Below are 23,325 nucleotides of genomic sequence, written 5' to 3'. Positions count from 1 at the left end.
TAAGGAGTCGACCTAATGCATAGCCAATGCATTTCCCGGATATTTTTGATGTGAAAAATGCATATCGACTTACGCCAACTTCGCCACTTCATAGCCCTTGCCGAACAACGCAGTTTTGTCGCGGCAGCGTTGGCCGTGAACCTGTCGCAGTCGGCGTTCAGTCGCAGCATCCAAGCGCTGGAACACAGTGCTGGTTGCCAACTGGTGGACCGTGGCCGCAAGGACCTGGCGCCGACCAAACAGGGCCAGGTGCTGCTCGAACATGCACGGCGCCTGGTCAGCGGCGCGCAGCAACTGGCCAACGAGATCAGCCAGTTCAATGGCCTGGAAGCCGGTGAACTGCGCTTCGGCTGCGGCCCGGCGCCCGCTGCCGGGTTGATCCCGCGTGCCATCGGCAGTTTTATCGGGCGCTACCCAAAGGCCCGCGTGCAGTTCCAGGTGGATGACTGGCAAAGTTTGAGCAAGCGCCTGCTCAGCGAAGAGTTCGAATTTTTCGTCGCCGACACCCGCCACTTCGAGGCCAACCCGGACTACCACACCCACCGCCTGCGTGCGCGGCGCTGGTACTTCTGCTGCCGCGCCGGGCACCCGCTGGCCGAGCGCGAAAGCGTCAGCGCCGCCGAGCTGATGAGCTACCCGCTGGCGGTGACAATTCGCCCGCCGAACCTGCGCAAGGTCATCGTCGACCTCAGCGGCCGGCCGGATTACCTGCCCAATGTGGAGTGTGAAAACGGCTACAGCCTGATGGGTGTGGTGTTGCGCTCGGATGCGATCGGCATCGTCAGTGCCAACAGCGATGTGCTGCATATGGCGCGGGGTGAGTTGGTGTGTTTGAAGATTGAGGGGCTGGCGGAGGATCTGGAGGAGCGCTATACGCGCTATGGGATTGTCAGCCGTGCGGGGTATCGGCTGTCGCCGTTGGCGGAGGCGATGATTGAGCAGATCAAGCAGATGGATGAGCTGGATGAGGACGTGTGCGCGCTGGAGAATGTCGCCGTCTGAGCGGGCGCTTTCGCGAGCAAGCACGCTCCCACATTTGAAGCGCATTCTCCCTGTGGGAGCGGGCTTGCTCGCGAAAGCGCCAGTAGCAACACCCATGCATTCCCTGCATAAAACCCAGTCCTAAAATGCACTTGCCAGCGCCCTGCCCGAACAGCGAAAACCTTCACCTGTCCTCCGTTCGGTGAAGCCTCATGTCCAACTCCCAACCCGTGCGCAATGTGCTCTACATCATGTGCGATCAACTGCGCCGCGATTACCTGTCGTGCTACGGCCACGCGCATTTGCACACGCCAAATATCGACCGCCTCGCCGCCGCTGGTGTGCGTTTCAGCCACGCTTACACCCAGGGCACCATTTGCGGGCCGTCGCGGATGTCGGCGTACACCGGGCGCTATGTCAGCAGCCATCAGGTGGCGTGGAACGCGGTGCCGCTGCCCTTGGAAGAACTGACCATCGGCGACTACCTGCGCCCCCATGGCATCCGCACTGCGCTGGTGGGCAAGACCCACGCCACGCCGAACCTGGAGGCGTTGCAGCGCCTGAATATCGACCCTGAAAGCCCGCAGGCCGAGCCTTTCAACGAGGTGGGCTTCGACGCTTATTTGCGCCATGACGGCATCTACCCCGACAGCCCGCTGTTCGCAGAAAAGCGCGAGTCTGCGCCCTACACTCAGTACCTGCGCGAGCACGGCTACGACGGCACCAACCCATGGCATGAATGGGCCAACGCCGCTGCCGGCGAAAACGGTGAGGTACTCAGCGGCTGGCATATGCGCAACGCCGGGCTGCCTGCTCGAGTAGCAGAGGAGCATTCGGAAACCGTCTACACCACCGACCGCGCCATCGACTTTATCGCTGAACAAGGCGAGCAGCCGTGGTGTTTGCACCTGTCATACATCAAGCCGCACTGGCCCTACATCGCCCCGGCGCCGTATCACGCACTGTATGGCGCCGAGCATATCCAGGCGCCGATTCAACCTGCGCACACCAGCGATCATCCGGTTTACCAGGCGTTCCGTCAGCATCAGGAAAGCGTGAATTTTTCCCGTGATGAAGTGCGGCTCACGGTGGTTCCAACCTATATGGGCCTGATCAAACAAGTCGATGATCAACTCGGGCGGCTGTTCGATTTTCTGCAAAGCAACGGCCGCTGGGACGACACACTGATCGTGTTCACCAGTGACCATGGCGACTTCCTCGGCGACCACTTCCTCGGCGAAAAAGAGTTCTTGCTGGAGCCTGCGGTGGGCATTCCGCTGATCGTGCGCGACCCGCGTGCCAGTGCCGATATCAGCCGTGGCACGGTGGATGAGCGCCTGGCGGAAACCATCGACGCGCTGCCAACGTTCCTCGATGCCCTGGGCTTGCCCGCCGCAGACCATCGCCTGGAAGGCCGCTCGCTGATCCCGCTGCTGCACGGCGAACCCATCACCTGGCGCAACTACGCCATCGCCGAATACGACTACGCCTTCCAGGCTCCGGCTCGCGAGCGCCTGGCGCAGCCTATCGACCGCTGCCGCATGACCATGGTGCGCAGTGAACGTTGGAAATACCTGGCCTATGACGGTTTTCGTCCACAGCTGTTTGACCTGCAGAATGACCCGCAGGAGTTACACGACCTGGGCGCCGATCCGGCCTATGCGGCGGTGCGCGAAACTCACTTGGGGTATTTGTTCGAGTGGCTGCGCGGGTTGAAGCGGCGCACCACCATCAGCCATGCGGAGGTGGACTCGCGTGGCCAATGGTTTCGGTACGGTGAGCCTGAGGCGGAGAAGGTGGTAAAAATCGGCGTCTGGTAATCACCACAAAACCCATGTGGGAGCGGGCTTGCTCGCGAATACGGTCTGTCAGTTACAAATATACTGACTGATCCACCGCATTCGCGAGCAAGCCCGCTCCCACATTTTTGATCTGCAACTTAACTCATAATCCCTTTGTGGTCTGGCTGCGCTGCCCTTGCACACTCACCGGCACATCGCCCTTGAGCGTGACCCGGCGAACGATGCGCTCCTGGGTGCCGTAGTCGTCCACCGCGTAATGCTGAGTCGCGCGGTTGTCCCAGATCGCCACGTCGCCGGTGTTCCAGCGCCAGCGCACGGTGTTTTCCAGGCGGGTGACGTGGCCTTGCAGCAGGTTGAACAGCTGCGCCGATTCGGTCTGGGAATAGCCTTTGAGGCGTTTGACGAAATGGCCCAGCAGCAAGGTTTTTTCGCCGCTGACCGGGTGTACACGCACCACTGGGTGCTCGGTTTCATACACGGTGGAGGTAAAGATTTTGCGGTATTCCTCGAGCTTTTCTACCGACACATCCGGCTTGCGCCCAGCATAGTCGTACTCGTTGCTGTGCACGGCCCACAGGTTGTCGGCGAGTGCGCGCAGGTCGACGCTGAGGTCGTTGTAGGCGGCGGCCGTGTTGGCCCACACCGTGTCGCCACCGGATTTTGGCGCCAGCACCGAACGCAGGATCGAGGCTTTCGGGTAGGCATCCACGAAGGTCACGTCGGTGTGCCAGGAATTGGCGCGCTGGCCACGGGCGCCATCCAGTTCCAGCAGGAAGCGCGTGCCGTCGCGCACCGGCACCGTCGGGTGTGCGATCGGCTCGCCGAGCAGGTGCGCGAAGGCTTCCTGGCTCTGGTCATCAAGGTGGGTTTGTTCGCGGAAGAAGATCACTTTGTACTGCACCAGCGCTTGCTGGATGGCCTCGACGGTGGCGGCATCCAGGTCACCGGAGAGTTTGATGCCACGGATCTCGGCGCCGATGCGGCCGGCCACCGGGTGGATGTCGAGCGCCTGGGCGACGGGTTGAACAGCTAATGCGGCGTTGCTCATTGTGATGACCCTCATGTGCCTGCTGATGGTGGGATGCTTTCCTGCAACGCTCTATTCATATGCATTTTAGATCTAGCAAATGAACCAATGCTTCGTTGACGGAATAAGAGCTTGCATTTAAAACCTCAGCTCCCACGGTCGCAAATGCCTTCGACCTATTTTTCAAATGCCGGGAAAGCATATGGATCTTCGCCAACTTCGGTACTTCATCGCCCTCAACGAACACCGCAGTTTCGTGCGCGCAGCCGACGCCATGGGCATCACCCAGCCGGCGTTCAGCCGCAGCATCCAAGGGCTGGAACAGGAGTTCGGCTGCGTGCTGGTCGACCGTGGCCACAAGGACCTGCGCCCCACGCCAGAGGGCCAGGTGGTGCTGCAACATGCCTTGACCCTGGTGCACGGCGCGGCGCTGCTGAGTAGTGAAGTCACGCGCATGACCAAGCTCGACGCCGGCGACCTGCGCTTTGGTTGCGGCCCGGCGCCAGCGGTAAAACTGGTGCCGGATGCAGTGGCGCGGTTTATCGGCGCGCACCCGAAAATCCGCACCCGTTTCCAGGTGGATAACTGGGAGAAACTCAGCCGCGCCTTGAGCCGCGAGGAGATCGAGTTTTTTATCGCCGACATCCGCCAGTTCGAGGCCGACCCGAACTTCCAGACCCGCGCATTGACGCCCAAGCGCGGCGTGTTTTTCTGCCGCCCGGGGCACCCGTTGCTGGCCAAGGACAGCCTGTCGACCAACGACATGTTCGACTACCCGCTGGCCTCGCCGCTGATCTCCCAGGGCATTCGTAAACTGCTGGCGAACCTGAGTGGGCGCATGGACTTTTCACCCAGCATTCAGACTGAACACTTCCCGGCGCTGGCAAAAATCGTGCTGCAATCGAATGCCATCGGCGTGGGCACCGAGGAAGCCTTTGCCGAGGACATCGCACAGGGTTCGCTGGTGCTGCTGCACTGGCGCAACCTGCCGCAGAACATGGAGACCATGAGTGCACGGTGCGGGATCGTCAGCCGCACGGGGTCGAGGTTGTCGCCGGCGGCGAAGGCGATGATTGAGACGCTGGTTGAGGTAGATAGGCAGGAGGTGAGTGTGGCGGTTTGATGGGCCTCTTCGCGAGCAAGCCCGCTCCCACAGGTTGGAATGCATTCCAAATGTGGGAACAACTGTCTTAACCCACCTCTGTCAGAGCCCCGCGGCCGCCAGGTTCGGCGCCACCCAGTCACTCACCTGAAACGACTTGCGAATCAACCGTTCCTTGGACGCCAAGTCCACCGCACCCTGCAACTTGCCCAGGAACACCGGATCCAGCGTCGCCGGGAAAATCTCGCTGAGCTGCTGGTCTTTCAAGTCGTTGGTCAGGATCACCGGCGGATAACTGGCACGCCCCGACACCAACTCGATATAGGCCTGCTTGTTGCTGTCGGTGGTCAACCATTGCACCGCTTGCTGCTGGGCCTTGAGCAGCTTGGCCATCGCATCAGGGTGTTCATCGACAAATTGTTTGCTGCCCACCAGCACCGCCTGGACGCTGCCGGCACCGCCGAGGTCCTTGGTGGTAAGCGGTATTTCCGCCAGCCCTTTGGCCTGCAACGCCGTCAGGTTCGAACCGCCCCAAGTCGCATCAATCTGCTTGGCGGCCAATGCCGCACCCGCCGCGTTGAAATCCAGGTTGATGACTTTCAAGTCCTTTTCATTCAAGCCCTGGCTGGCCAATGCACTGTCGAACGACAACTGGCTGGCCGTGCCACGGAACACCGCCACACGTTTGCCCTTGAGGTCTTGCAGGGTCTTGATCCCCGAGCCCGGCACCACGCCCAGGTACTGCTTGACGTCACGTGCCGTGGCGCTGAGCAAACGCGTGTCCAGCCCATTGGAGCGACCGATGATCGCCGCCAGATCGCCCAGGTAGGCCAGGTCTACCTGGCCATTGGCGAAGGCTTCATTGATCACGGGACCGGCGCCCTTGAAGTAATTCCACTGAATCTTGATGCCTTGGTCGGCAAAGGCCTTTTCGAAGATCTGCTGCTCGCGCAATACATCCGTTATACCGCCGCCGCTGTGCTGGCTGCCGGCACTCAGGTCGGGCACGGCGATGCGGATTTCCTTGAGGTCGGCGGCGTGTACCAACCCGGCCAGCGCGGTGCCCGCGAACAGGCTGATCAGACGTTTGAAGGGCAGTTTCATAAGCGCAGCTCCTGGTGGGCGACGGTCGCCTGGGGAGCAGAAAGTAGGCATAGCCCGAGCAAAACTTTAAATACTATAAATTCACAATTTAATAGCTTTTTGGACTATATGAGCAGAAACGCCGGTTCCAGAGGCGTATGCATAAACAGCATCGAAAATATTCTTCGAATGCATTGGATGCGTGCTGGGCAGAGGCTTTAAATGATTTTTCTTATCTCACAATCATCTTGATTCAATTTTTATAAGATCAAAATCACATAACGCCGAGGGAGGTCTGCCATGGCCCGCACTTCACAGTTGAGCCTGCCTCTTCCAGCCCCCGCGCCGCGCTGGCCCTTGCTCAGTGAGCGTCTGCTGCCCTGGTTCTTACCGCTGGCTTTGTTTGCGCTGTGGTGGTTGGCCAGCCGTCATCAGTGGATGAGCGAACAAATTTTGCCCGCACCTTCACTGGTGTGGAGCAGCGCCGTGGAACTGGCCGGCGGCGAGCTATGGAGCAACCTGGCGATCAGCTTGCAGCGTTTGTGCTGGGGACTGTTGGCCGGTATCGGCGCGGGAGCCTTATTGGGCGCGCTATTAGGTTTCAGCGCGCGCGCCGAACGCTTGGTGTTCCCCACGTTCAGCGCGTTGTCGCAAGTGCCGACCCTGGCCTGGATCCCGTTGTTCATGGTGTTTTTCGGCATCGGCGAAACCTTGAAACTGGTGGTGCTGGTGAAGGCGATTGTGGTGCCCGTCACCCTGCACACGCTGGTCGGCGTGCGTGACGCGCAACCCAACCTGCGTGAAGCTGCCCGCGTGCTGCGCCTGCCCACTCACCTGCTGATTCGTCGGCTGATCCTGCCCGCTGCATTGCCGGCCTTCATGGCCGGTGTGCGCCTGGCGCTGGCGGCGGGCTGGACCTCGTTGCTGGCCGTGGAGTTGCTGGCCTCCAGCGAAGGCATCGGCTACCTGATGGTCTGGGCACGCCAGTTGTTCATGCTCGATATCGTCTTCGTGTGCATCGTGGTCATCGGTGTGCTGGGCGTGGTGATGGATCGCGGCATCGGCTGGCTGGACCGCAAATGGGTGCACTGGCCGCACCCGGCCACCGCGCAGATTCGGCGTGGCCCGCGCTATCAAGGGTGGCAACGCCTGCAACCGTGGTTGTTGCCGCTGCTCTTGCTGGCGTTGTGGCAGGTGGCGACGGATCTCGCTTGGGTCGACCCGAATATTCTGGTCAGCCCATGGGCCGTGCTGCAAACCACAGGCGCAGGTGTGCTGGATGGCAGCCTGTCCGGCGCATTGGGCAAAAGCCTCGGCCGCACGCTGGGTGGCTTGCTGCTTGGCGCCGGCCTGGGGTTTGCCATGGGCTTGTGGCTGGGTTTGTCGCGACGCAGCGAGCGAGTACTCGGGCCGACGTTGGCCGCACTGCGTCAGATCGCGATTTTCGCCTGGGTGCCATTACTCACCGCCTGGTTCGGCCTGGGTGAATTGGCCAAGTGGGTGTTTATCGCCCTGGCGGCGTTTTTTCCGCTGTTTATCGCCACGCAGCGCAGCGTGTTGAACCTGTCGCCACAGTTGCACGAAGCCGCACAAGTGCTGCGTCTGAACCTGTTCCAGCGCCTGCGCCGTCTGGTGCTGCCGGGCGCGGCGGCGGGGATCTTCGCCGGCCTGCGCCTGAGCCTGATCTATGCCTGGCTGGGCACCATCGGCGCGGAGTATTTCATGCCCTCCAATGGCGGCATCGGCAGCCTGATGATCGGCGCCCAACAGTTGCTGCGCATGGACCTGATCATGGCCGGCATGCTGCTGGTCGGCCTCACCGGCGCCGCTCTCAACCTTATCGGCCAACGCATCGAAACCCGCGCCACGCGCTGGAGACACGCATGAACGCACCTATCGTCAGCTTCAACCATGTGGGCAAGACCTTTGACGTCGACGGCTTTGAGCTGGAGGCGATTCGCGAATTCAACCTGGACATTGCCGAGGGCGAGTTTGTGGCGATTGTGGGCGCAAGCGGCTGCGGCAAATCCACCCTGCTGCGCCTGCTGGTGGGGCTGGATACGCAGTTTCGTGGCGAGATTCGGGTGGACGGCCACGCCGTAAAGGGTATCGGCGGCGAACGCGGCATCGTGTTCCAGGAGCACCGGTTATTCCCCTGGCTGACCGTCGCAGAAAACATCGGCCTGGGCCTGGTCAACGAGCCGTTGAGCGAGGCTGAGCGCAACCGGCGCATCGGTGACTTTATCGAATTGGTGGGCCTTACCGACTTTACCCGCGCTTATCCGCATCAGCTGTCCGGCGGCATGGCGCAGCGTGTGGCAATCGCCCGTGGCCTGGTGGCCAGCCCGCGTATTCTGCTGCTGGACGAGCCGTTCGGCGCCCTCGATGCGCTGACCCGTCAGCAGATGCAAGACGAGCTGTTGGCCATTCGCGCCCGCGCCAAAATCACCACGGTGCTGGTGACCCACGATGTGGAAGAAGCGATTTTTCTGGCCGACCGCGTGGTGGTGATGGAGCCGCGACCTGGGCGTATCAAGCAGGTGGTGGACATCGCCCTGCCCCATCCGCGCCAGCGCAGCAGCTTCGAGTTCCACCAACTGCGCGAAGAGCTGCTGCATGAGCTGATCAGCGACGACCACTACCAGCCGCCGCTGCGCGAACAGATCCGCGACCTGCCGCTGGCGTTTATTGCTTGCTGAAAGCCAGTTCGGCGTCCGGCCGTTCCTGGCGCTCAAGCCGATTGGCGCGAGTAAATGTGCCGATATCATTGAAGCGCACGCCCATCTCGCGCATCACCTTGTGCGCCACCTTGGCGGTCATCTGACGGATGTAGAACGGCTCCTTCACCACAAAATGGTGGATGCCATGGGTGCTGCCAAAATTGAAGCAGAACGCCTGCAACGGCCACATCCACCAGGGGTTCAGCACTTGGGTCTGCTGGATCACGTTGCCCAGTTCCACATCGCCGTAATAGTGCATGTTGGAGCTGACAAAATGCAGGCAAAAAGTGCGCAGCACGTTAGGGCCGATGATCACCACGGCGGCGATATCGATCACCTGCATCATCTGCAAGGTGCCGGCGGACCAGGCGATGGGCGCGCCCATCAGGCTGGCGATGCCATTGGCGGCATGAAAACCCAGAAACACATACCACGCGCCCCAATGCAGCAGCGCCAGCGGTGCGTACACCAGCAGCGAGCGTTTGAGGATCTTGAGTTTGTGACTCCAGGTTTTGGCCCGCAACATACGGATAAACGCTGACATCAGGTTATCCCCCACCATCAGCAACCGCGCGAACCCCCAGGGCTCGCCATTGGTGATGGCGCGCTCTTCCATATCGGTTTCGGTGCCGGACACCTTGTGGTGGTTAAGGTGCAAATGCCGGCGTATCCACGGGTTTATGGTGCTCGGCCGCGCCAGCCACACCAGGCCCATCATCAGGTTGTGTGGCACACGTTGCTTGCGAAAGTACATGCTGTGGATCAGGTCGTGTTCCAGCTCGTGGGTCAGCGAAGCGAGGAAGGCATTGAGCAGCAAACACGCCCACCAGGCCATATGGCCGGTGATATAGAGCGCCGCCGAGCCAAGCATGCCGAGCAAGGCAAAGGCCAGGATGCCCGCGCCCAATGCGTCCTGATGCAGTAGCCAGGGGTGCTGTTGGCGCAACCGCAGGCCTTCGGCGAGCACCACTTCGCGGATTTTTGCCGAGCGCTGTTGCGCGTTCATCTGTTGGGGACTTGCAGAAGTACCGTCCATGCTCCCATCCTCTTGTTAAGTGATACGTCCATCCTGCCCCAAGCGATCGGGCCGGACGCTAGCCCCGGACGCCAACCTGTTGACCGCAAGCGCCAATCACCATGACTGAACCCACCTCCCTCGCCAGTTGGACCCGCGCCCTGCGCAAGCAGCTCGACGCCCTCAACCTGGACAGCGCCGCGCTGTGCATCGAGGCCGGGCTCGACCCGCAGCAGATGGACGACCCGAATGCGCGTTACCCGCTGTCGGCCACCACGCGCTTGTGGGAACTGGCGGTGCAGGCCAGTGGCGACCCGGCGATTGGGTTGCGGGTGTCGCGGTTCGTCAGCCCCACCACCTTCCATGCGCTGGGTTATGCACTGGTGGCCAGCGGCAGCTTGCGTGAGGTGTTTGAGCGCATCGTGCGGTATCACCAGGTGGTCAGCGATGCGCTGACCCTGGAGCTTAGCCGAGATGGCGAGCGTTACCGCTTTCGTCTGCTGAAACCTGCGGACAGCCCGGCACCCGCGCTGGAAGCGATTGATGCGTTTGCAGCGATCTATGTGCGCACCTGCCGTAATCGCCTGGGCCGTGACTACGCGCCGTTGGCAGTGTACCTGCGGCGGCCGGAACCGGCGGATCCAAAACCCTGGCACACGGTATTTCGCGCACCGGTGTTTTTCGCTGCCGAGGAAGACCGTCTTGAATTTTCCGCCCAGGACTTCGACAGCCACCTGGATGACGCCAACCCCGAATTGGCCGAGCACAACGAAACCGTGCTCAAGCGCACTCTTGCCCAACTGCAACCGCTGACTTGGGAGCGCAAGGTGCGCAGGGCGATCGAGGAACAATTACCGGAGGGCGAGCCGAGTGCCGAGCGCATTGCCCAGGCGTTGCACCTGAGCCTGCGCAGCTTGCAGCGGCATTTGGCGGATGAAGGCTGTCGGTTTGATGCGTTGCTTAACGAGTGCCGCGAGAATCTGGCGCTGCTGCACTTGCGTGATCCGCACTGCTCATTGGCCGAGATCAGTTATTTGCTTGGGTTTGCCGATACCAGCAGTTTCAGCCGAGCGTTCAAGCGCTGGACGGGGGTGACGCCGGGGCAGTTTCGCGATGGGTTGCGTTAGAGGGATGTTTGGTGTTTTTGATGGCCTCTTCGCGAGCAAGCCCGCTCCCACATTTAACTGTGTTTACAAATCAAAATGTGGGAGCGGGCTTGCTCGCGAAAGCGGTAGTTCAGGCGCAGCAAATCCCGGATCAATCAGCGCCCACGATCCCGACGCAGTAACTTCCTGGCTCGCGCGACAAGTACCTTGGCATCAAACGGCTTGAGCAAATAATCATCCTCATGCAGTTCCAGCCCACGCAAGCGGTCTTCAATCCCGCCCGGCGTGGTCAGGAACAGCACCGGAGTCTCACCCTTCAACCGAATCGCCTGCTGCAATTTCCAGGCATTCAGGCCTGGCAGCATCACATCCAGGATCACCAGGTCGTACTCAGTGCTTTCAACCAGGCGCAACGCCGCCATGCCATTGGCCGCGACTTCGACGCTGTAACTGGCCTCGTTCAAGCCCTGGGCCATCCGCTGTGCCTCTTCGGATTCATGTTCCACTAACAGCACGCGCATAACACACCTCGATTAATCAGGTTTGCAGGCTAACACCCTCAGGTGTGCGCCGCCTCACGCAGTCGCCGGGCGTCGAGGATTTCGATCTCGCCGTAACCCAGGCGCACGATGCCTTGGGCCTGCAGGTCCTTGAGCAAGGCGTTGGTGGTCTGGCGTGACAGGCTCAACATCGCGGCCAGGTCTTCCTGGGGCAGTTGCAGCACGCTTTTTGAATACTCCGCCTCGCCGTAACCCTCAACGATCATCAACAACCGATGGGCCAGGCGCACCGAGGCCGGCATCAGGCTCAGTTGCTCGATATTGATAAAACTCAGGCGCAGTTTCTGGCTCATCAACAACGCCAGGTCGCGCCAGTACTGCGGGCTTTCATTGAGGATATTCAGCAGCGCCTGCTGTGGCACCTGCAGCAGCGTACACGGCCCGACGGCGCAGGCGTCATGGGTGCGAGGCAGGCCGTCGAACAGGCAAATCTCACCCAGCCAAAAGGGTGATTCCACCAGGCTCAACAGTGCTTCCTTGCCGTGCTCATTCACCGCGCTGATGCGCAAGGCGCCGTCGAGCACCGCGTACAGGCCACAGGGTGGGTCACCACGCTTGAACAGGGTTTGCCCCGCCGCCAGCTGCCGCTGCCGGGCGTGGGCCAGCAGGCTATGCTGAAAAGGCTCAGGCAGGTGGCTGAACCAGTGGCCAGAGGCCAAGCGAGTACGCCATTTCTCTGTGTCCATGAGCACTCCGAAGATTGTCGCCCAGCTGACAGTCAATCGCAGGCTGGCAGGGCATGATCAAGCATCCTACAGGAGGAACAACAATGAAAAGCCTCGTCGACCACCTCAGCCAATACGCCGCCTACCACCGCGACCCGCGCAATATCGCCAGCCACTTTGTCGGCATCCCGTTGATTGTGGTCGCCGTGGCGGTGCTGTTGTCGCGCCCGGAATGGGCCGTCGGCAGCCTGTGGATATCGCCGGCGGTGCTACTCGCGCTGTTTTCGGCGTGGTTTTACTTGCGCCTGGAACTGGCGCTGGGCCTGCTGATGACGGTGTTGATGGGCTTGTCGGTATGGGCCGGGCATGCGCTGGCGGCGCAGAGCACGCTGGTGTGGCTGAGCAGCGGCATCGGTATGTTTGTGGTGGGCTGGGTGATTCAGTTTGTCGGGCACTATTACGAAGGCAGGAAGCCGGCGTTTGTGGACGATGTGTCGGGGCTGATTGTGGGGCCGTTGTTTGTGGTGGCGGAGTTGGCGTTTGTGCTGGGGTTGCGGCATGACCTTAAAGAGCAGATTGAACAGCGCTCGGGGCCGGTAGAACGCCGCGATCTAAAGCCAAGCCAGCTCCCACATGATCGTTCCCACGCTCTGCGTGGGAATGCAGCCCAGGACGCTCCGCGTCCCAAAGCGTGACGCAGAGCGTCACAAGAGGCGTTCCCACGCAGAGCGTGGGAACGATCGGAGGGTCAGGCTTTTTGCCAGACCTTGGGCTTGAAGAACAAGGTCTCGCCACGCGCCAGGCCGGTCAGGCTGTCGTGGTCTTTGACCACTTCGGCCTCGATCAACTCGCTTTGGCCTTCGACCTTGAGCGTCACCCGCGTGGTGGCGCCGAGCGGGCGAATATCGCGCACTTGCGCCGCGTGGTGATCTTCCAGCTCATGGCGCGACAGCGACACTTCATGCGGGCGGAACAGCACGTGCTTGTCTTCGCCCAGATGCAGACGGTTGGAATCACCGAGGAAGTGATACACAAAATCGCTCGCCGGGTTTTCGTAGACTTCGCCCGGTGAGCCGATCTGCTCGATCACGCCCTTGTTCATCACCACGATGCGGTCGGCAACTTCCATAGCCTCTTCCTGGTCGTGGGTCACGAACACGGAGGTGAGGTTGATGTCTTCGTGCAGGCGCGCCAGCCAGCGGCGCAGCTCTTTACGCACCTTGGCGTCGAGGGCGCCGAAGGGTTCGTCCAGCAACAGCACTTTGGGTTCTACCGCCAGGGCGCGGGCCAGGGCGATACGCTGGCGCTGGCCGCCGGAGAGTTGTTCCGGGTAGCGATCCGACAGCCAATCAAGCTGCACCATGTTCAACAGCTCATGCACCTTGACCGCAATCTGGCTTTCGCTCGGGCGCTGGTTTTTCGGCTTCATGCGCAGGCCGAAGGCAACGTTGTCGAACACGGTCATGTGGCGGAACAACGCGTAGTGCTGGAACACAAAGCCGACGTTGCGATCACGCACGTCGTGGCCGGACACGTCTTCACCGTGGAACACGATGCTGCCGTCATCCGGGGTTTCCAGGCCGGCGATGATGCGCAGCAAGGTGGTCTTGCCGCAGCCGGACGGGCCCAGCAACGCCACCAGCTCGCCACTCTGGATGTCCAGATTGATGCTGTTCAGGGCCTTGAAGGCGTTGAAATTCTTGCTGACATTACGGACTTCGATCGACATGACTTATTCCTCACCGGCGCTGTTGCGCAGGCGGTTGATACGGTTCTCGCTCCACTGCTTGAGCAGCAGGATGAAGAGCGCCAGGATCAGCAACAGGCTCGCGACGGCAAACGCGGCAACGTGGTTGTATTCGTTGTAGAGGATCTCGACGTGCAGCGGCAAGGTGTTGGTCACGCCGCGAATGTGGCCGGACACCACCGACACCGCGCCGAACTCACCCATCGCCCGCGCGGTACACAACACCACGCCGTAGATCAGGCCCCACTTGATGTTCGGCACGGTCACATGCCAGAACATCTGCCAGCCATTGGCACCCAAAAGGCGTGCGGCTTCTTCTTCCTGGGTGCCCTGTTCCTGCATCAGCGGAATCAGTTCACGGGCCACGAACGGCACCGTCACGAAGATGGTCGCCAGCACAATGCCCGGCAGGGCAAACACGATCTGGATGTCATGGTCTTGCAGCCACGGGCCGAAGAAGCCCTGGGCGCCGAACATCAGCACATAGACCAGGCCCGCGATCACCGGCGACACCGAGAACGGCAGGTCGATCAGCGTGACCAGAATGCTCTTGCCACGGAACGAGTACTTGCTCACGCACCACGCGGCGCTGACGCCAAACACCAGGTTGAGCGGCACCGAAATCACCACGGCGATCACCGTGAGCTTGAGTGCCGACAGCGCGTCCGGCTCAAGGATCGCCGTGAAGAACGCGCCGAGGCCGTTCTTCAAGCCCTGGGACACCACGATAAACAGCGGCAGCAGCAGGAACAGCGCGAACACCAGCCAGCCCAGTGTGATCAGGATGCGACGCGACACCGCGCTGCCACGACGGGCAGCGTTGGCCGAGGACGCAGCGGAAATAGACGATTGGGACATGTTCCGCGCCTCCTTATGGGGTTTCGATGCGCCGCTGCAGCAAGTTGATAAGCAGCAGCAGGACAAAGGAAACCACCAGCATCATCACGCCGATGGCGGTGGCGCCGGTGTAGTCGTATTGGTCGAGTTTGACCATGATCAGCAACGGCAGAATCTCGGTTTTCATCGGCATGTTGCCGGCGATGAAGATCACCGAACCGTACTCACCCACGCCACGGGCGAAGGCCAGCGCGAAACCGGTCAGCCAGGCGGGCAGCAATGCAGGTACGAGGATGTAGCGGAACACCTGTAAGGGCTTGGCACCCAGGCAGGCGGCAGCTTCTTCGATTTCACGCGGGATATCGGCGAGCACCGGCTGCACCGTACGCACCACGAAGGGCAAGGTGACGAAGGTCAAAGCCAGGGTGATGCCGATTGGGGTGTAGGCGATTTTAAAGCCCAGGTCGGTTGCGAATTGCCCGACCAGGCCGGCCGGTGCGTACAGCGCCGTAAGGGCAATACCGGCCACGGCGGTGGGCAGGGCAAACGGCAAGTCGATCATCGCATCGATGACCTTGCGGCCGGGGAAGGTATAACGCACCAGCACCCAGGCCAGCAGTGTGCCGATCACGCCGTTGATGATCGCCGCGACGAACGCGGTGCCGAAGCTCAGTTTTAACGCCGCCAGCACCCGCGGTGCGGTAATGATGGCCCAGAACTGATCCCAAGTGAGTTGAGCGGCGTGTACAAACATCGCCGCCAGGGGGATGAGTACGATCAGGCTGAGGTACACCACGGTGTAGCCCAGCGTCAGCCCGAAGCCGGGTATGACGGGGGAAATACGACGCGACATAAGAGTCCTTGGTTAAAGGGTAAACACCGCTGTAGGAGCACGCCACATCGGCAAAGGTGACCTACTGTGGCGAGGGAGCTTGCTCCCGCTGGGCTGCGAAGCAGCCCCAACACCACGCGCCGAAATGCATCAGATGCAACGCGGACACCGGTTTGGGAGCGCTTCGCACTCCAACGGGAGCAAGCTCCCTCGCCACAGTAGGAGCCTTGCCACTGAAAACGGGCTCCTACAGGTAATTTGGCTTACTGCGCCGTGTAGATCTGGTCGAACACACCACCGTCGTTAAAGAATTTCGGTTGGGCAGTTTTCCAGCCGCCGAAGTCTTTGTCGATAGTCACCAGGTCCAGTTTCGGGAACTGCTGGGCATATTTGGCGGCGACTTTCTCATCGCGTGGGCGGTAAAAGTTTTTCGCCGCAATCTCCTGGCCAGCCGGGCTGTACAGGTGCTTGAGGTATTCGGTGGCGATCTCGGTATTGCCCTTTTTCTCGGCGTTTTTGTCGACCACGGCAACCGGCGGCTCCGCGAGGATCGACAGGGACGGCACAACGATATCGAACTTGTCGGCGCCGCCGTCTTCTTTGAGTGCCAGGAATGCCTCGTTTTCCCAGGCCAGCAGCACATCACCCTGACCGTTGTTGACGAAGGTGATGGTCGAACCGCGAGCGCCGGTGTCGAGGATCGGCACGTGCTTGAACAGCTCTTTCACGTATTCCTGGGCCTTGGCTTCGCTGCCGCCGGATTTGAGGCCGTAGGCCCACGCGGCGAGGAAGTTCCAGCGCGCACCGCCGGAGGTTTTCGGGTTAGGCGTGATAACCGAAACGTCTTTCTTGATCAGGTCGCCCCAGTCCTTGATGCCTTTAGGGTTGCCCTTGCGCACCAGGAACACGATGGTCGAGGTGTACGGGGTGCTCGCATCCGGCAGGCGGGTTTGCCAGTTTTCCGGCAGGGTCTTGCCCAGCTTGGCGATTTCATCGATGTCGCCGGCCAGGGCCAGGGTCACTACGTCGGCGCGCAGACCGTCGATCACCGCACGGCCTTGCTTGCCCGAGCCACCGTGGGATTGCTGGATCTTGACGTTGTCGCCAGGGTGGGACTGTTTCCAGAAGCTGGTGAACTCAGCGTTGTAGTCCTGGTACAGCTCACGGGTCGGGTCATACGAGACGTTGAGCAACTCGTAGTCCTTGGCAACGGCGGAACCGGCAAACACGGCACTGGCCAGTGCAGCCAGGGCATAACGGCGAATCGACGACATAGAAGCTCCTGAAAATTCTTGGGTGTTGGCTTTTTCTTATAGTTGCGGGTCCAGCATGCGAATCGCCGTTGATGCTTAGCTCGGTTTGTTACCCGGGTTCTGCAAACGGAATTTTTCCTTGCGTTCGATCTGTACCACTTGGGCGTTATGCACAGTGATTTCCACCGCGCCAAACCGCAGGTCGCGCAAGGCGCTCTGGATCTCACGCAAAATGGCTGCTTCGTCCTGGCCGTCGACGCTACGTAGAGATGCGCTCATGGTCTCGCTCCTGAAATAAATAGTGCCTGGCAGTGGCGGCACTGCTTGCGGCGTGAGGGCGATAGTAGATAAGCGCGGATATTCTTAAAAATACTATTTAAGAATGTTTATATAACCAGAAAGAATTTTCTGACAGGACGTGGGGTTGCGCGGGTATTTACGAGTTCAGCGCAGAAAATAAGGCATGCCGAGATCCAAATGTGGAAGCGGGCTTGCTCGCGAATGCGGTAAATCAGCCACACATGTCTTGACTGACAGTCCGCTTTCGCGAGCAAGCCCGCTCCCACATTTAATCGTATTTCAAGTGCTGATGGGCGGTGACCTGGCCCAATCCATTTCTTGCGCCGGCACTGGCCGGCCAAACCAATACCCTTGGCCCAAATCACACTCCTGCTCCAGCAAAAACCGCGCCTGCTCCACCTGTTCAATGCCTTCGGCGTGAACCTGCATGCCCATGCTTTTTGCCAAGGCGATCACCACGCGCACAATCGCGGCGTCGTCCTCATCCCACGGCAACCCGGCGACAAACCCCTGGTCGATCTTGAGCTTCTGCACCGGCAGGCGCTTGAGGCGCAGCAGTGACGAATAACCGGTGCCAAAGTCATCAATGGCCAGGCGCAAGCCCAGCCCGCGCAGGCGGTGCAGTTGTTCAAGGGCGACTTCCGGGTCTTCCATCACCGCGCTTTCGGTGACTTCCAGTTCCAGATAAGCAGGATCCAGGCCAGTGGTGTGCAGCACCTGAGCGACTTGCTCATACAGTTCACGCCGGGCAAACAAACGGCTGGAGACATTCACCGCAATAAAGCTCAACGGCGCGCCATCGGCCAACCATTGGCCCATCTGGCGGCAGGCCTGGTCCATCACCCAGGCATCGATGTCGGCAATCAGCCCGGTGCGTTCGGCAATCGGGATAAATTCGCCCGGCGGCACCAGGCCGCGCTCCGGGTGTTGCCAGCGCACCAGGGCTTCGACGCCGACCAGGCGACTGTCTTGCAGGTCGTGCACGGGCTGGTAGTACACCCGCAGCTCTTGCTGATCGAGGGCGCGGCGCAGTTCGCTGGCGATTTCCACGCGGTGCTGGGCGTGGGCCGTCAGTTCTTCGGTGTACAGCGCATAACCTTCGCGGCCGGCGCTCTTGGCTTTGAACAGTGCGGAGTCGGCGTTGCGCAGCAGTTGTTCGGCGCTCAAAGCATCACTGGGGAACAGGCTGATGCCGATGCTGGCGCTGATAAACAACTGGTTGCCGTCGAACACAAACGGCTCTTTCATCGCATCGAGCATGCGCTGTGCCAGCGCGGCGGCCTGCACCACCTGTGGACAACTTTCGGCCAACACGGCGAACTCATCGCCGCCGAGGCGCGCCAGGGTCACGCCGGGGCCAAACAGGCCTTTTAACCGCTCGCCAACGGCCTTGAGCAACTGGTCACCGACGTTATGGCCGAGGCTGTCGTTGATGATCTTAAAGTGGTCCAGGTCCATCAACAGCAACGCGCAGCCGCGTTTGTGCACTTGCGCCGAGGCCAACGCCTGCTCGGCGCGGTCAGTGAACAGCAGGCGGTTGGGCAGGTCGGTGAGCGGGTCGTGGTGGGCCAGGTGCGCCAGTTCGTGCTCGGAGTCCTTGATGGCGCTGATGTCGGAAAACACCGCGACGTAATGGCTGACCTGGCCTTGGTCATTGTGGATAACTCGGATGGTTTGCCACTGTGGATAAATTTCACCGCTTTTACGCCGGTTCCAGATTTCGCCGCTCCATTCGCCGGTGCGTTCGAGGGTCTGGAACATCTGTTGATAAAAACTCGACGAATGGCGCCCGGACTTGAACAGGCTCGGCCGCTCGCCCATCACGTCCTCACGGCTGTAGCCGGTGATCTCCATAAAGGCCCGGTTCACATGCACGATCAGCCCCTGGGCGTCGGTGACCAGTACGCCTTCGCGGGTGCAATCGAACACGGCGGCGGCCTGTTGCAGGCGTTCGCGGTTTTCTTTCAAGGGTTGCTGCAACCGGTGGGTGCGGGCAAAACGCGCACAAATCAGGTAAATGACTGCCGCGCTGAGGGCCACCCACACATAGCCGCGCACCTGCAGCCAGCGCCCTAACTGCCTCGGGTCATCGAGAAAGTTGATCAATAGCTGGTTGCTGAGCTGGAGCCACACAATGGAAACCAGCAGGTATACCAGCCCCACACGCAGGGCACCTCGGTACGAAAACAGCATATGGTCAGTAATCCTTACCCAAAAAACAAAATCGCCCTACAAAGGCTGCGGATTATAGAATAAGAAACATCCAGTCACTCCTATCTGAAAGGGCGGCTGGTTTTCTCTGTAGGCTTAGTGATAATGCGTGAGCTGTTTTTTTCTTTATCTGAGGGCCATACAGCCTATGTGGTACAACGGTTTTCTTGACCTGTCAGCCTGGCAACTGGTGGCAGTCACGCTGTTGATGACCCACGTGACCATTGTTGGGGTCACGGTCTATCTGCACCGTTATTCAGCCCATCGCTCCCTGGAGCTCAATGCCGGCCTGAAACACTTCTTCCGCTTCTGGCTGTGGTTGACCACGGCGCAGAACACCCGCGAGTGGACCGCCATCCACCGCAAACACCACGCCAAGTGCGAAACCGTCGACGACCCGCACAGCCCGGTCATCAAGGGTTTGTCCACCGTGCTGCGCAAAGGCGCCGAGCTGTACCGCGCCGAGGCCGAGAACCCCGAGACCCTGCGCATCTACGGCAAAAACTGCCCGGATGACTGGATCGAACGCAAAATCTATACGCCTTACCCGCTGCTGGGCGTGGCGATCATGGGCGTCATCGATCTGCTGCTGTTCGGCACCATCGGCATCACCATCTGGGCGATCCAGATGATGTGGATCCCGTTCTGGGCCGCCGGCGTCATCAACGGCCTGGGCCATGCGGTCGGTTATCGCAACTTCGAGTGCCGTGACGCCGCCACCAACCTGGTGCCGTGGGGCATCATCGTCGGCGGCGAAGAGCTGCACAACAACCACCACACCTACCCGAACTCGGCCAAGCTGTCGGTGAAAAAGTGGGAATTCGACCTGGGTTGGGCATGGATCAAAGTGTTCAGCTTCCTGCGCCTGGCCAAGGTGCAACGCGTCGCGCCCATCGCGCATCGCGTGGAAGGCAAAGGGCACCTGGACATGGACACCGCCATGGCGATCCTCAACAACCGCTTCCAGATCATGGCCCAGTACCGCAAGTTGGTGATCGGCCCACTGGTCAAGCAGGAGCTGGAAAAGGTCGATCATTCGGTACGCCACCAGTTCCACCGTGCCAAGCGCCTGCTGTCGCGTGAAACCAGCCTGCTGGATGACCGCCATCACGTGCGCATCCAGAGCATGCTCGAACACAGCCACGCGCTGACCGTGATCTACGAGAAGCGCCTGGCACTGCAGCAGATCTGGCTCAAGACCAGCACCAATGGCCACGACATGCTGGCGGCAATCAAGGAATGGGTGCACGAGGCTGAGGCCAGCGGTATTCAGTCCCTGCGCGATTTTGCCCACCAGTTGAAGACCTACTCGCTGCGCCCTGCAGCGGTCTGACCCGGTCTTCACAGCCCTCCTGTGGCGAGGGAGCTTGCTCCCGCTGGGCCGCGAAGCGGCCCCAAATCTGGGCCTGCTGCGCAGTCCAGCGCGAGCAAGCTCGCTCGCCACAGGTACGGTGCTTGCTGTCAATTGATCTGCAACAGCTGAACCTCGAGTTTGGCTTGCCACTGGTTTCTGACGCCATTTCTTAGTCAGCCCGTTCACGGAACTTCACCGCAAATCCCCTCTCTCAAGGAACACTTCGCCATCATGGTGGCCCTTGCACTGACCGCTGCTCCATCCTGCGGCGTGCCCAGAGAGAGTTGTGCCGATGGTTCCCGAAAAGCCCTATTCAACCGATGCGCCCGTCGCTGAGCACCCGCGCCCGGCTGCGGCGGCCACCCTGTTGGCGTTGATGCATGCCCAGGGTGAAGTCGAACGGCTGAGTGAACGCGAACAACTGCTCAGCTCGCTGTTGGTCAGCGTGAATGCCGTGCTGTGGGCCATCGATTGGGAAACCCGTCGCGTGCTGTACGTGAGCCCGGCCTACGAGCGGGTGTTTGGCCGATCCGCCGGTTTACTGCTCGCCGACCACCGCGAATGGCGCAACAGCATTCACCCCGAAGACCTCGACTACGCCGAACACAGCCTGGCCCGCGTGCTGGAAGACGGCGCCGTGGAGGACCGCGAGTACCGCATCATCACCGCCAATGGGCAGATTCGCTGGCTGAGCGACAAGTGCTATATCAACCAGCAGGTCGAACCCGGCAAGCCAGTGATTGTGGTGGGCATGGCCGAAGACATCACCGAAAAAAAGCACATGGAGTTGGAGCTGCACCGACTCGCCACCACTGACGTGCTGACCCAAAGCAGCAACCGCAGGCACTTTTTCGAATGCGCCAACCAGGCGTTCGACAGCGCCTGCGCCCAAGGCGCCCCACTGGCGTTCCTGCTGCTGGACATCGATGACTTCAAAGACGTCAACGACAGCTACGGCCACCTGGAAGGCGATCAGGTGTTGCGGCGTATCGCCGAGAGCGGTCGCGGCGTACTGCGCCGTGGCGACCTGTTCGGGCGCATTGGCGGCGAAGAGTTCGCCGCCGTACTGCCTGGATGTGCACCCCACATGGCGTTGCAAGTGGCCGAACGGCTCGGCAAAGAGATCCAGGCCCTGAGTTTCAGCTTTGAAGGCCGGGACTTTACCGTGACCGTCAGCCAAGGCCTGGCCAACCTGCGCGAAGACGACTCAACCCTGGACAGCCTGTTCGCACGGGCCGATGCCGCCATGTACGAAGCCAAGCGCCAAGGCAAAAACCGCGTTATAGAAGGTTAGGACTCGGTCAAAATGTGGGAGCGGGCTTGCTCGCGAATGCGGTGTGCCAGCCACCGAAAATATTGACTGATCCACCGCATTCGCGAGCAAGCCCGCTCCCACATGGGTTCCTCGCTGCCAGCTAGGCCTTGCGCACCCGCGTCAGCTCCGACAAGCCCACCTTGAGCAGCCGCGCGGTCTTGCCCTTTGCCAGCGCTTCCAGCCCCTCATGCTCGGTCAGGCGCGCCATCTGCGCCGCCAGGTTCACCACCAGCGCATCGCGCGAATACACCCCGCCTTCAAGTGAATAGGTCGCCGCAATCAACTGCCGCAACTCCAGCGGCAAGCGCCAGCGGGTGCGCAACGCCGAACCGTAGGCGGCGCCAAAGGTGAACAGGGATTCGCCAATTACTTCGTCATCCAGCGCACCGCCACCCTGGCGCCAGTCTTCCAGGCAGCGTAAGAGGGCCAAGTCACCCAGCCGATGCAGAATGCCCGCGCAGTAGCAACGTTCGTGGTCCAGCTCCAGCATGCGCGCCAGGCGGCGGGCGTATTCGGCGGTGTCCTGGGACAACTGCCAATGGCGCTCGGCGTAGGCCACCAGCGACGGGTCACCCAGCACTACGTTGTGCTTGAGCGCCAGGCCCAGGATCAGGTTCATGCTCTGCCCGGCCGCGAGCTTTTGCAGCGCAGCGGACAAGGTCTGCACCGGCGTGCCGTGATAGCCAGCGCTGTTGGCGGCGGCGATCAATACAGCGGTGATTTGCGGGTCGGTTTTTACCTGTTCTTCCAGCTGCTTGAGGTCCAGACCTTCCGGGGCGAGACTGTGCTGCACGGCGGCTTTCACATCGACGCGCAGCGGCGCGCCATCGCAGACGTCGCGGCGGCGCTCCAGAAAGGCCGGCAAGGTCATGCCCGGCGCCAGCGGCGGTATCTCGCAATACACACTTTCGCCTTCATTGAGCAGCAGGTCTTGCAGGCGCTGGGTCAGGCCTTCCATGTTCAGGGGTTTGGTCAGGTACGCCGTGGGCGCCAGCGGCAAGGCTTCGCGCACGCTGGCGCTGTCATTGCGACTGCTCAGCAGAATAAACGGCAGCGAACGGTGCTTCTGGCGCACGCTGCGCAGCAGGCTCAGGCCATCGATGCCAGGCAACTCCCAATCCGCCAGGACCAGGTCGTAGGTTTTGTCTCGCAACAGCGTGGCCGCTTCCTGGCCATCGGCACACACATCCAGCCGCGCGTCGCAGCGCACATTCAACAACACTTGCTTGAGCAGGTCGCGCGACCAAGGGTCCGCCTCGGCAATCAACACGCGGGGTACAGCGGGTAAATCAACAGCAGTCATCCAGCACGCTCCATCGGCAATGCTTGCACCTTAGACAATCACGCTACCTACGTACAATGAACATGGCCTGAATGTGCTGCATCGGGCACAAAAAAACCCGCCGAGGCGGGTT

The 23,325-nt window shown here is 60.9% G+C and carries 20 protein-coding genes and 1 pseudogene; 9 read left to right on the top strand and 12 right to left on the bottom strand.

The genetic code is table 11. The annotated features are described in order from the left end of the window. Positions 1-57 precede the first annotated feature (57 nt). Positions 58-1,002: a LysR family transcriptional regulator gene (locus ACTD9P_RS15055; protein ID WP_438868281.1), complete on the top strand. Its 945-nt coding sequence runs from the start codon at positions 58-60 to the stop codon at positions 1,000-1,002. A gap of 191 nt (positions 1,003-1,193) precedes the next feature. Continuing rightward, positions 1,194-2,801 (top strand): alkaline phosphatase family protein, encoded by a 1,608-nt coding sequence (locus tag ACTD9P_RS15050; RefSeq protein WP_438868280.1) that lies wholly within the window; start codon positions 1,194-1,196, stop codon positions 2,799-2,801. Between the two features lie 124 nt (positions 2,802-2,925). Here ACTD9P_RS15050 and ACTD9P_RS15045 read toward each other — a convergent pair whose 3' ends face one another. Next, complete coding sequence (locus ACTD9P_RS15045; RefSeq protein WP_200431245.1) at positions 2,926-3,831, bottom strand: TauD/TfdA dioxygenase family protein; 906 nt, start codon at positions 3,829-3,831, stop codon at positions 2,926-2,928. A gap of 181 nt (positions 3,832-4,012) precedes the next feature. Here ACTD9P_RS15045 and ACTD9P_RS15040 point away from each other — a divergent pair, with 181 nt between their 5' ends. Next, positions 4,013-4,933: a LysR family transcriptional regulator gene (locus tag ACTD9P_RS15040; protein WP_438868279.1), complete on the top strand. Its 921-nt coding sequence runs from the start codon at positions 4,013-4,015 to the stop codon at positions 4,931-4,933. A gap of 81 nt (positions 4,934-5,014) precedes the next feature. Here the strand turns inward: ACTD9P_RS15040 and ACTD9P_RS15035 are convergent, their stop codons facing one another. Then, on the bottom strand, positions 5,015-6,016 hold the full coding sequence (locus ACTD9P_RS15035) for an ABC transporter substrate-binding protein (RefSeq protein ID WP_438868278.1): 1,002 nt from the start codon (positions 6,014-6,016) through the stop codon (positions 5,015-5,017). A gap of 279 nt (positions 6,017-6,295) precedes the next feature. On the opposite strand from ACTD9P_RS15035, the gene ACTD9P_RS15030 reads away from it, so the two are divergent. Both ACTD9P_RS15030 and ACTD9P_RS15025 read left to right on the top strand, forming a co-directional pair. Further along, positions 6,296-7,882: an ABC transporter permease gene (locus tag ACTD9P_RS15030; RefSeq protein ID WP_438868277.1), complete on the top strand. Its 1,587-nt coding sequence runs from the start codon at positions 6,296-6,298 to the stop codon at positions 7,880-7,882. Further along, entirely contained in the window at positions 7,879-8,694 is an 816-nt protein-coding gene (locus ACTD9P_RS15025) for an ABC transporter ATP-binding protein (RefSeq protein WP_438868276.1), read from the top strand. Before ACTD9P_RS15030 ends, ACTD9P_RS15025 begins: the two co-directional genes overlap by 4 nt. Here the strand turns inward: ACTD9P_RS15025 and ACTD9P_RS15020 are convergent. After that, a complete protein-coding gene (locus tag ACTD9P_RS15020; RefSeq protein ID WP_438868275.1) occupies positions 8,681-9,751 on the bottom strand; it encodes a fatty acid desaturase in 1,071 nt (356 codons plus the stop codon). The two genes, ACTD9P_RS15025 and ACTD9P_RS15020, sit on opposite strands and share 14 nt — an antisense overlap. A gap of 101 nt (positions 9,752-9,852) precedes the next feature. Here ACTD9P_RS15020 and ACTD9P_RS15015 point away from each other — a divergent pair, with 101 nt between their 5' ends. Further along, positions 9,853-10,857, top strand: coding sequence for an AraC family transcriptional regulator (locus tag ACTD9P_RS15015; protein WP_438868274.1), 1,005 nt, complete (start codon positions 9,853-9,855; stop codon positions 10,855-10,857). 134 nt (positions 10,858-10,991) lie between these two features. Here the strand turns inward: ACTD9P_RS15015 and ACTD9P_RS15010 are convergent, their stop codons facing one another. After that, complete coding sequence (locus ACTD9P_RS15010) at positions 10,992-11,357, bottom strand: response regulator (protein ID WP_438868273.1); 366 nt, start codon at positions 11,355-11,357, stop codon at positions 10,992-10,994. Positions 11,358-11,395: 38 nt separating this feature from the next. Continuing rightward, the gene (locus ACTD9P_RS15005; protein WP_438868272.1) at positions 11,396-12,082 is read right to left on the bottom strand and encodes a Crp/Fnr family transcriptional regulator; all 687 of its coding nucleotides are present in this window, start codon (positions 12,080-12,082) and stop codon (positions 11,396-11,398) included. Between the two features lie 83 nt (positions 12,083-12,165). Here ACTD9P_RS15005 and ACTD9P_RS15000 point away from each other — a divergent pair. Beyond that, positions 12,166-12,669: pseudogene (locus ACTD9P_RS15000) on the top strand (Mpo1 family 2-hydroxy fatty acid dioxygenase); the annotation flags it as partial. 140 nt (positions 12,670-12,809) lie between these two features. Here ACTD9P_RS15000 and ACTD9P_RS14995 read toward each other — a convergent pair. From ACTD9P_RS14995 to dibA, 6 genes are all read right to left on the bottom strand, one after another. Further along, a complete protein-coding gene (locus ACTD9P_RS14995; RefSeq protein WP_065930891.1) occupies positions 12,810-13,790 on the bottom strand; it encodes a sulfate/molybdate ABC transporter ATP-binding protein in 981 nt (326 codons plus the stop codon). A 3-nt stretch (positions 13,791-13,793) separates the two neighbouring features. Then, a complete protein-coding gene (gene cysW / locus ACTD9P_RS14990) occupies positions 13,794-14,666 on the bottom strand; it encodes a sulfate ABC transporter permease subunit CysW (protein WP_017136696.1) in 873 nt (290 codons plus the stop codon). A gap of 13 nt (positions 14,667-14,679) precedes the next feature. After that, entirely contained in the window at positions 14,680-15,498 is an 819-nt protein-coding gene (cysT, locus tag ACTD9P_RS14985; protein WP_017136695.1) for a sulfate ABC transporter permease subunit CysT, read from the bottom strand. 242 nt (positions 15,499-15,740) lie between these two features. Continuing rightward, positions 15,741-16,751: a sulfate ABC transporter substrate-binding protein gene (locus ACTD9P_RS14980; protein WP_438868271.1), complete on the bottom strand. Its 1,011-nt coding sequence runs from the start codon at positions 16,749-16,751 to the stop codon at positions 15,741-15,743. A gap of 75 nt (positions 16,752-16,826) precedes the next feature. Further along, positions 16,827-17,009, bottom strand: a complete 183-nt coding sequence (oscA, locus tag ACTD9P_RS14975) for a sulfur starvation response protein OscA (RefSeq protein WP_003170956.1) — start codon at positions 17,007-17,009, stop codon at positions 16,827-16,829. A gap of 300 nt (positions 17,010-17,309) precedes the next feature. After that, positions 17,310-19,223, bottom strand: a complete 1,914-nt coding sequence (gene dibA, locus ACTD9P_RS14970) for a phosphodiesterase DibA (RefSeq protein WP_438868270.1) — start codon at positions 19,221-19,223, stop codon at positions 17,310-17,312. A 166-nt stretch (positions 19,224-19,389) separates the two neighbouring features. Here dibA and desA point away from each other — a divergent pair, with 166 nt between their 5' ends. Together desA and ACTD9P_RS14960 are read left to right on the top strand one after the other, a co-directional pair. Then, entirely contained in the window at positions 19,390-20,574 is a 1,185-nt protein-coding gene (desA, locus tag ACTD9P_RS14965; protein ID WP_017136693.1) for a delta-9 fatty acid desaturase DesA, read from the top strand. A 313-nt stretch (positions 20,575-20,887) separates the two neighbouring features. Next, on the top strand, positions 20,888-21,889 hold the full coding sequence (locus ACTD9P_RS14960) for a sensor domain-containing diguanylate cyclase (protein WP_438868269.1): 1,002 nt from the start codon (positions 20,888-20,890) through the stop codon (positions 21,887-21,889). Between the two features lie 121 nt (positions 21,890-22,010). Here ACTD9P_RS14960 and ACTD9P_RS14955 read toward each other — a convergent pair whose 3' ends face one another. Beyond that, positions 22,011-23,213: an HDOD domain-containing protein gene (locus tag ACTD9P_RS14955; RefSeq protein WP_438868268.1), complete on the bottom strand. Its 1,203-nt coding sequence runs from the start codon at positions 23,211-23,213 to the stop codon at positions 22,011-22,013. Positions 23,214-23,325 lie beyond the last annotated feature (112 nt).

It is taken from the genome of Pseudomonas onubensis, assembly GCF_965653655.1.
Lineage (GTDB): Bacteria > Pseudomonadota > Gammaproteobacteria > Pseudomonadales > Pseudomonadaceae > Aquipseudomonas.
The sequence above is the reverse complement of the archived record's forward strand: the minus strand, read 5'-3'. Positions and strand labels throughout refer to the sequence as shown.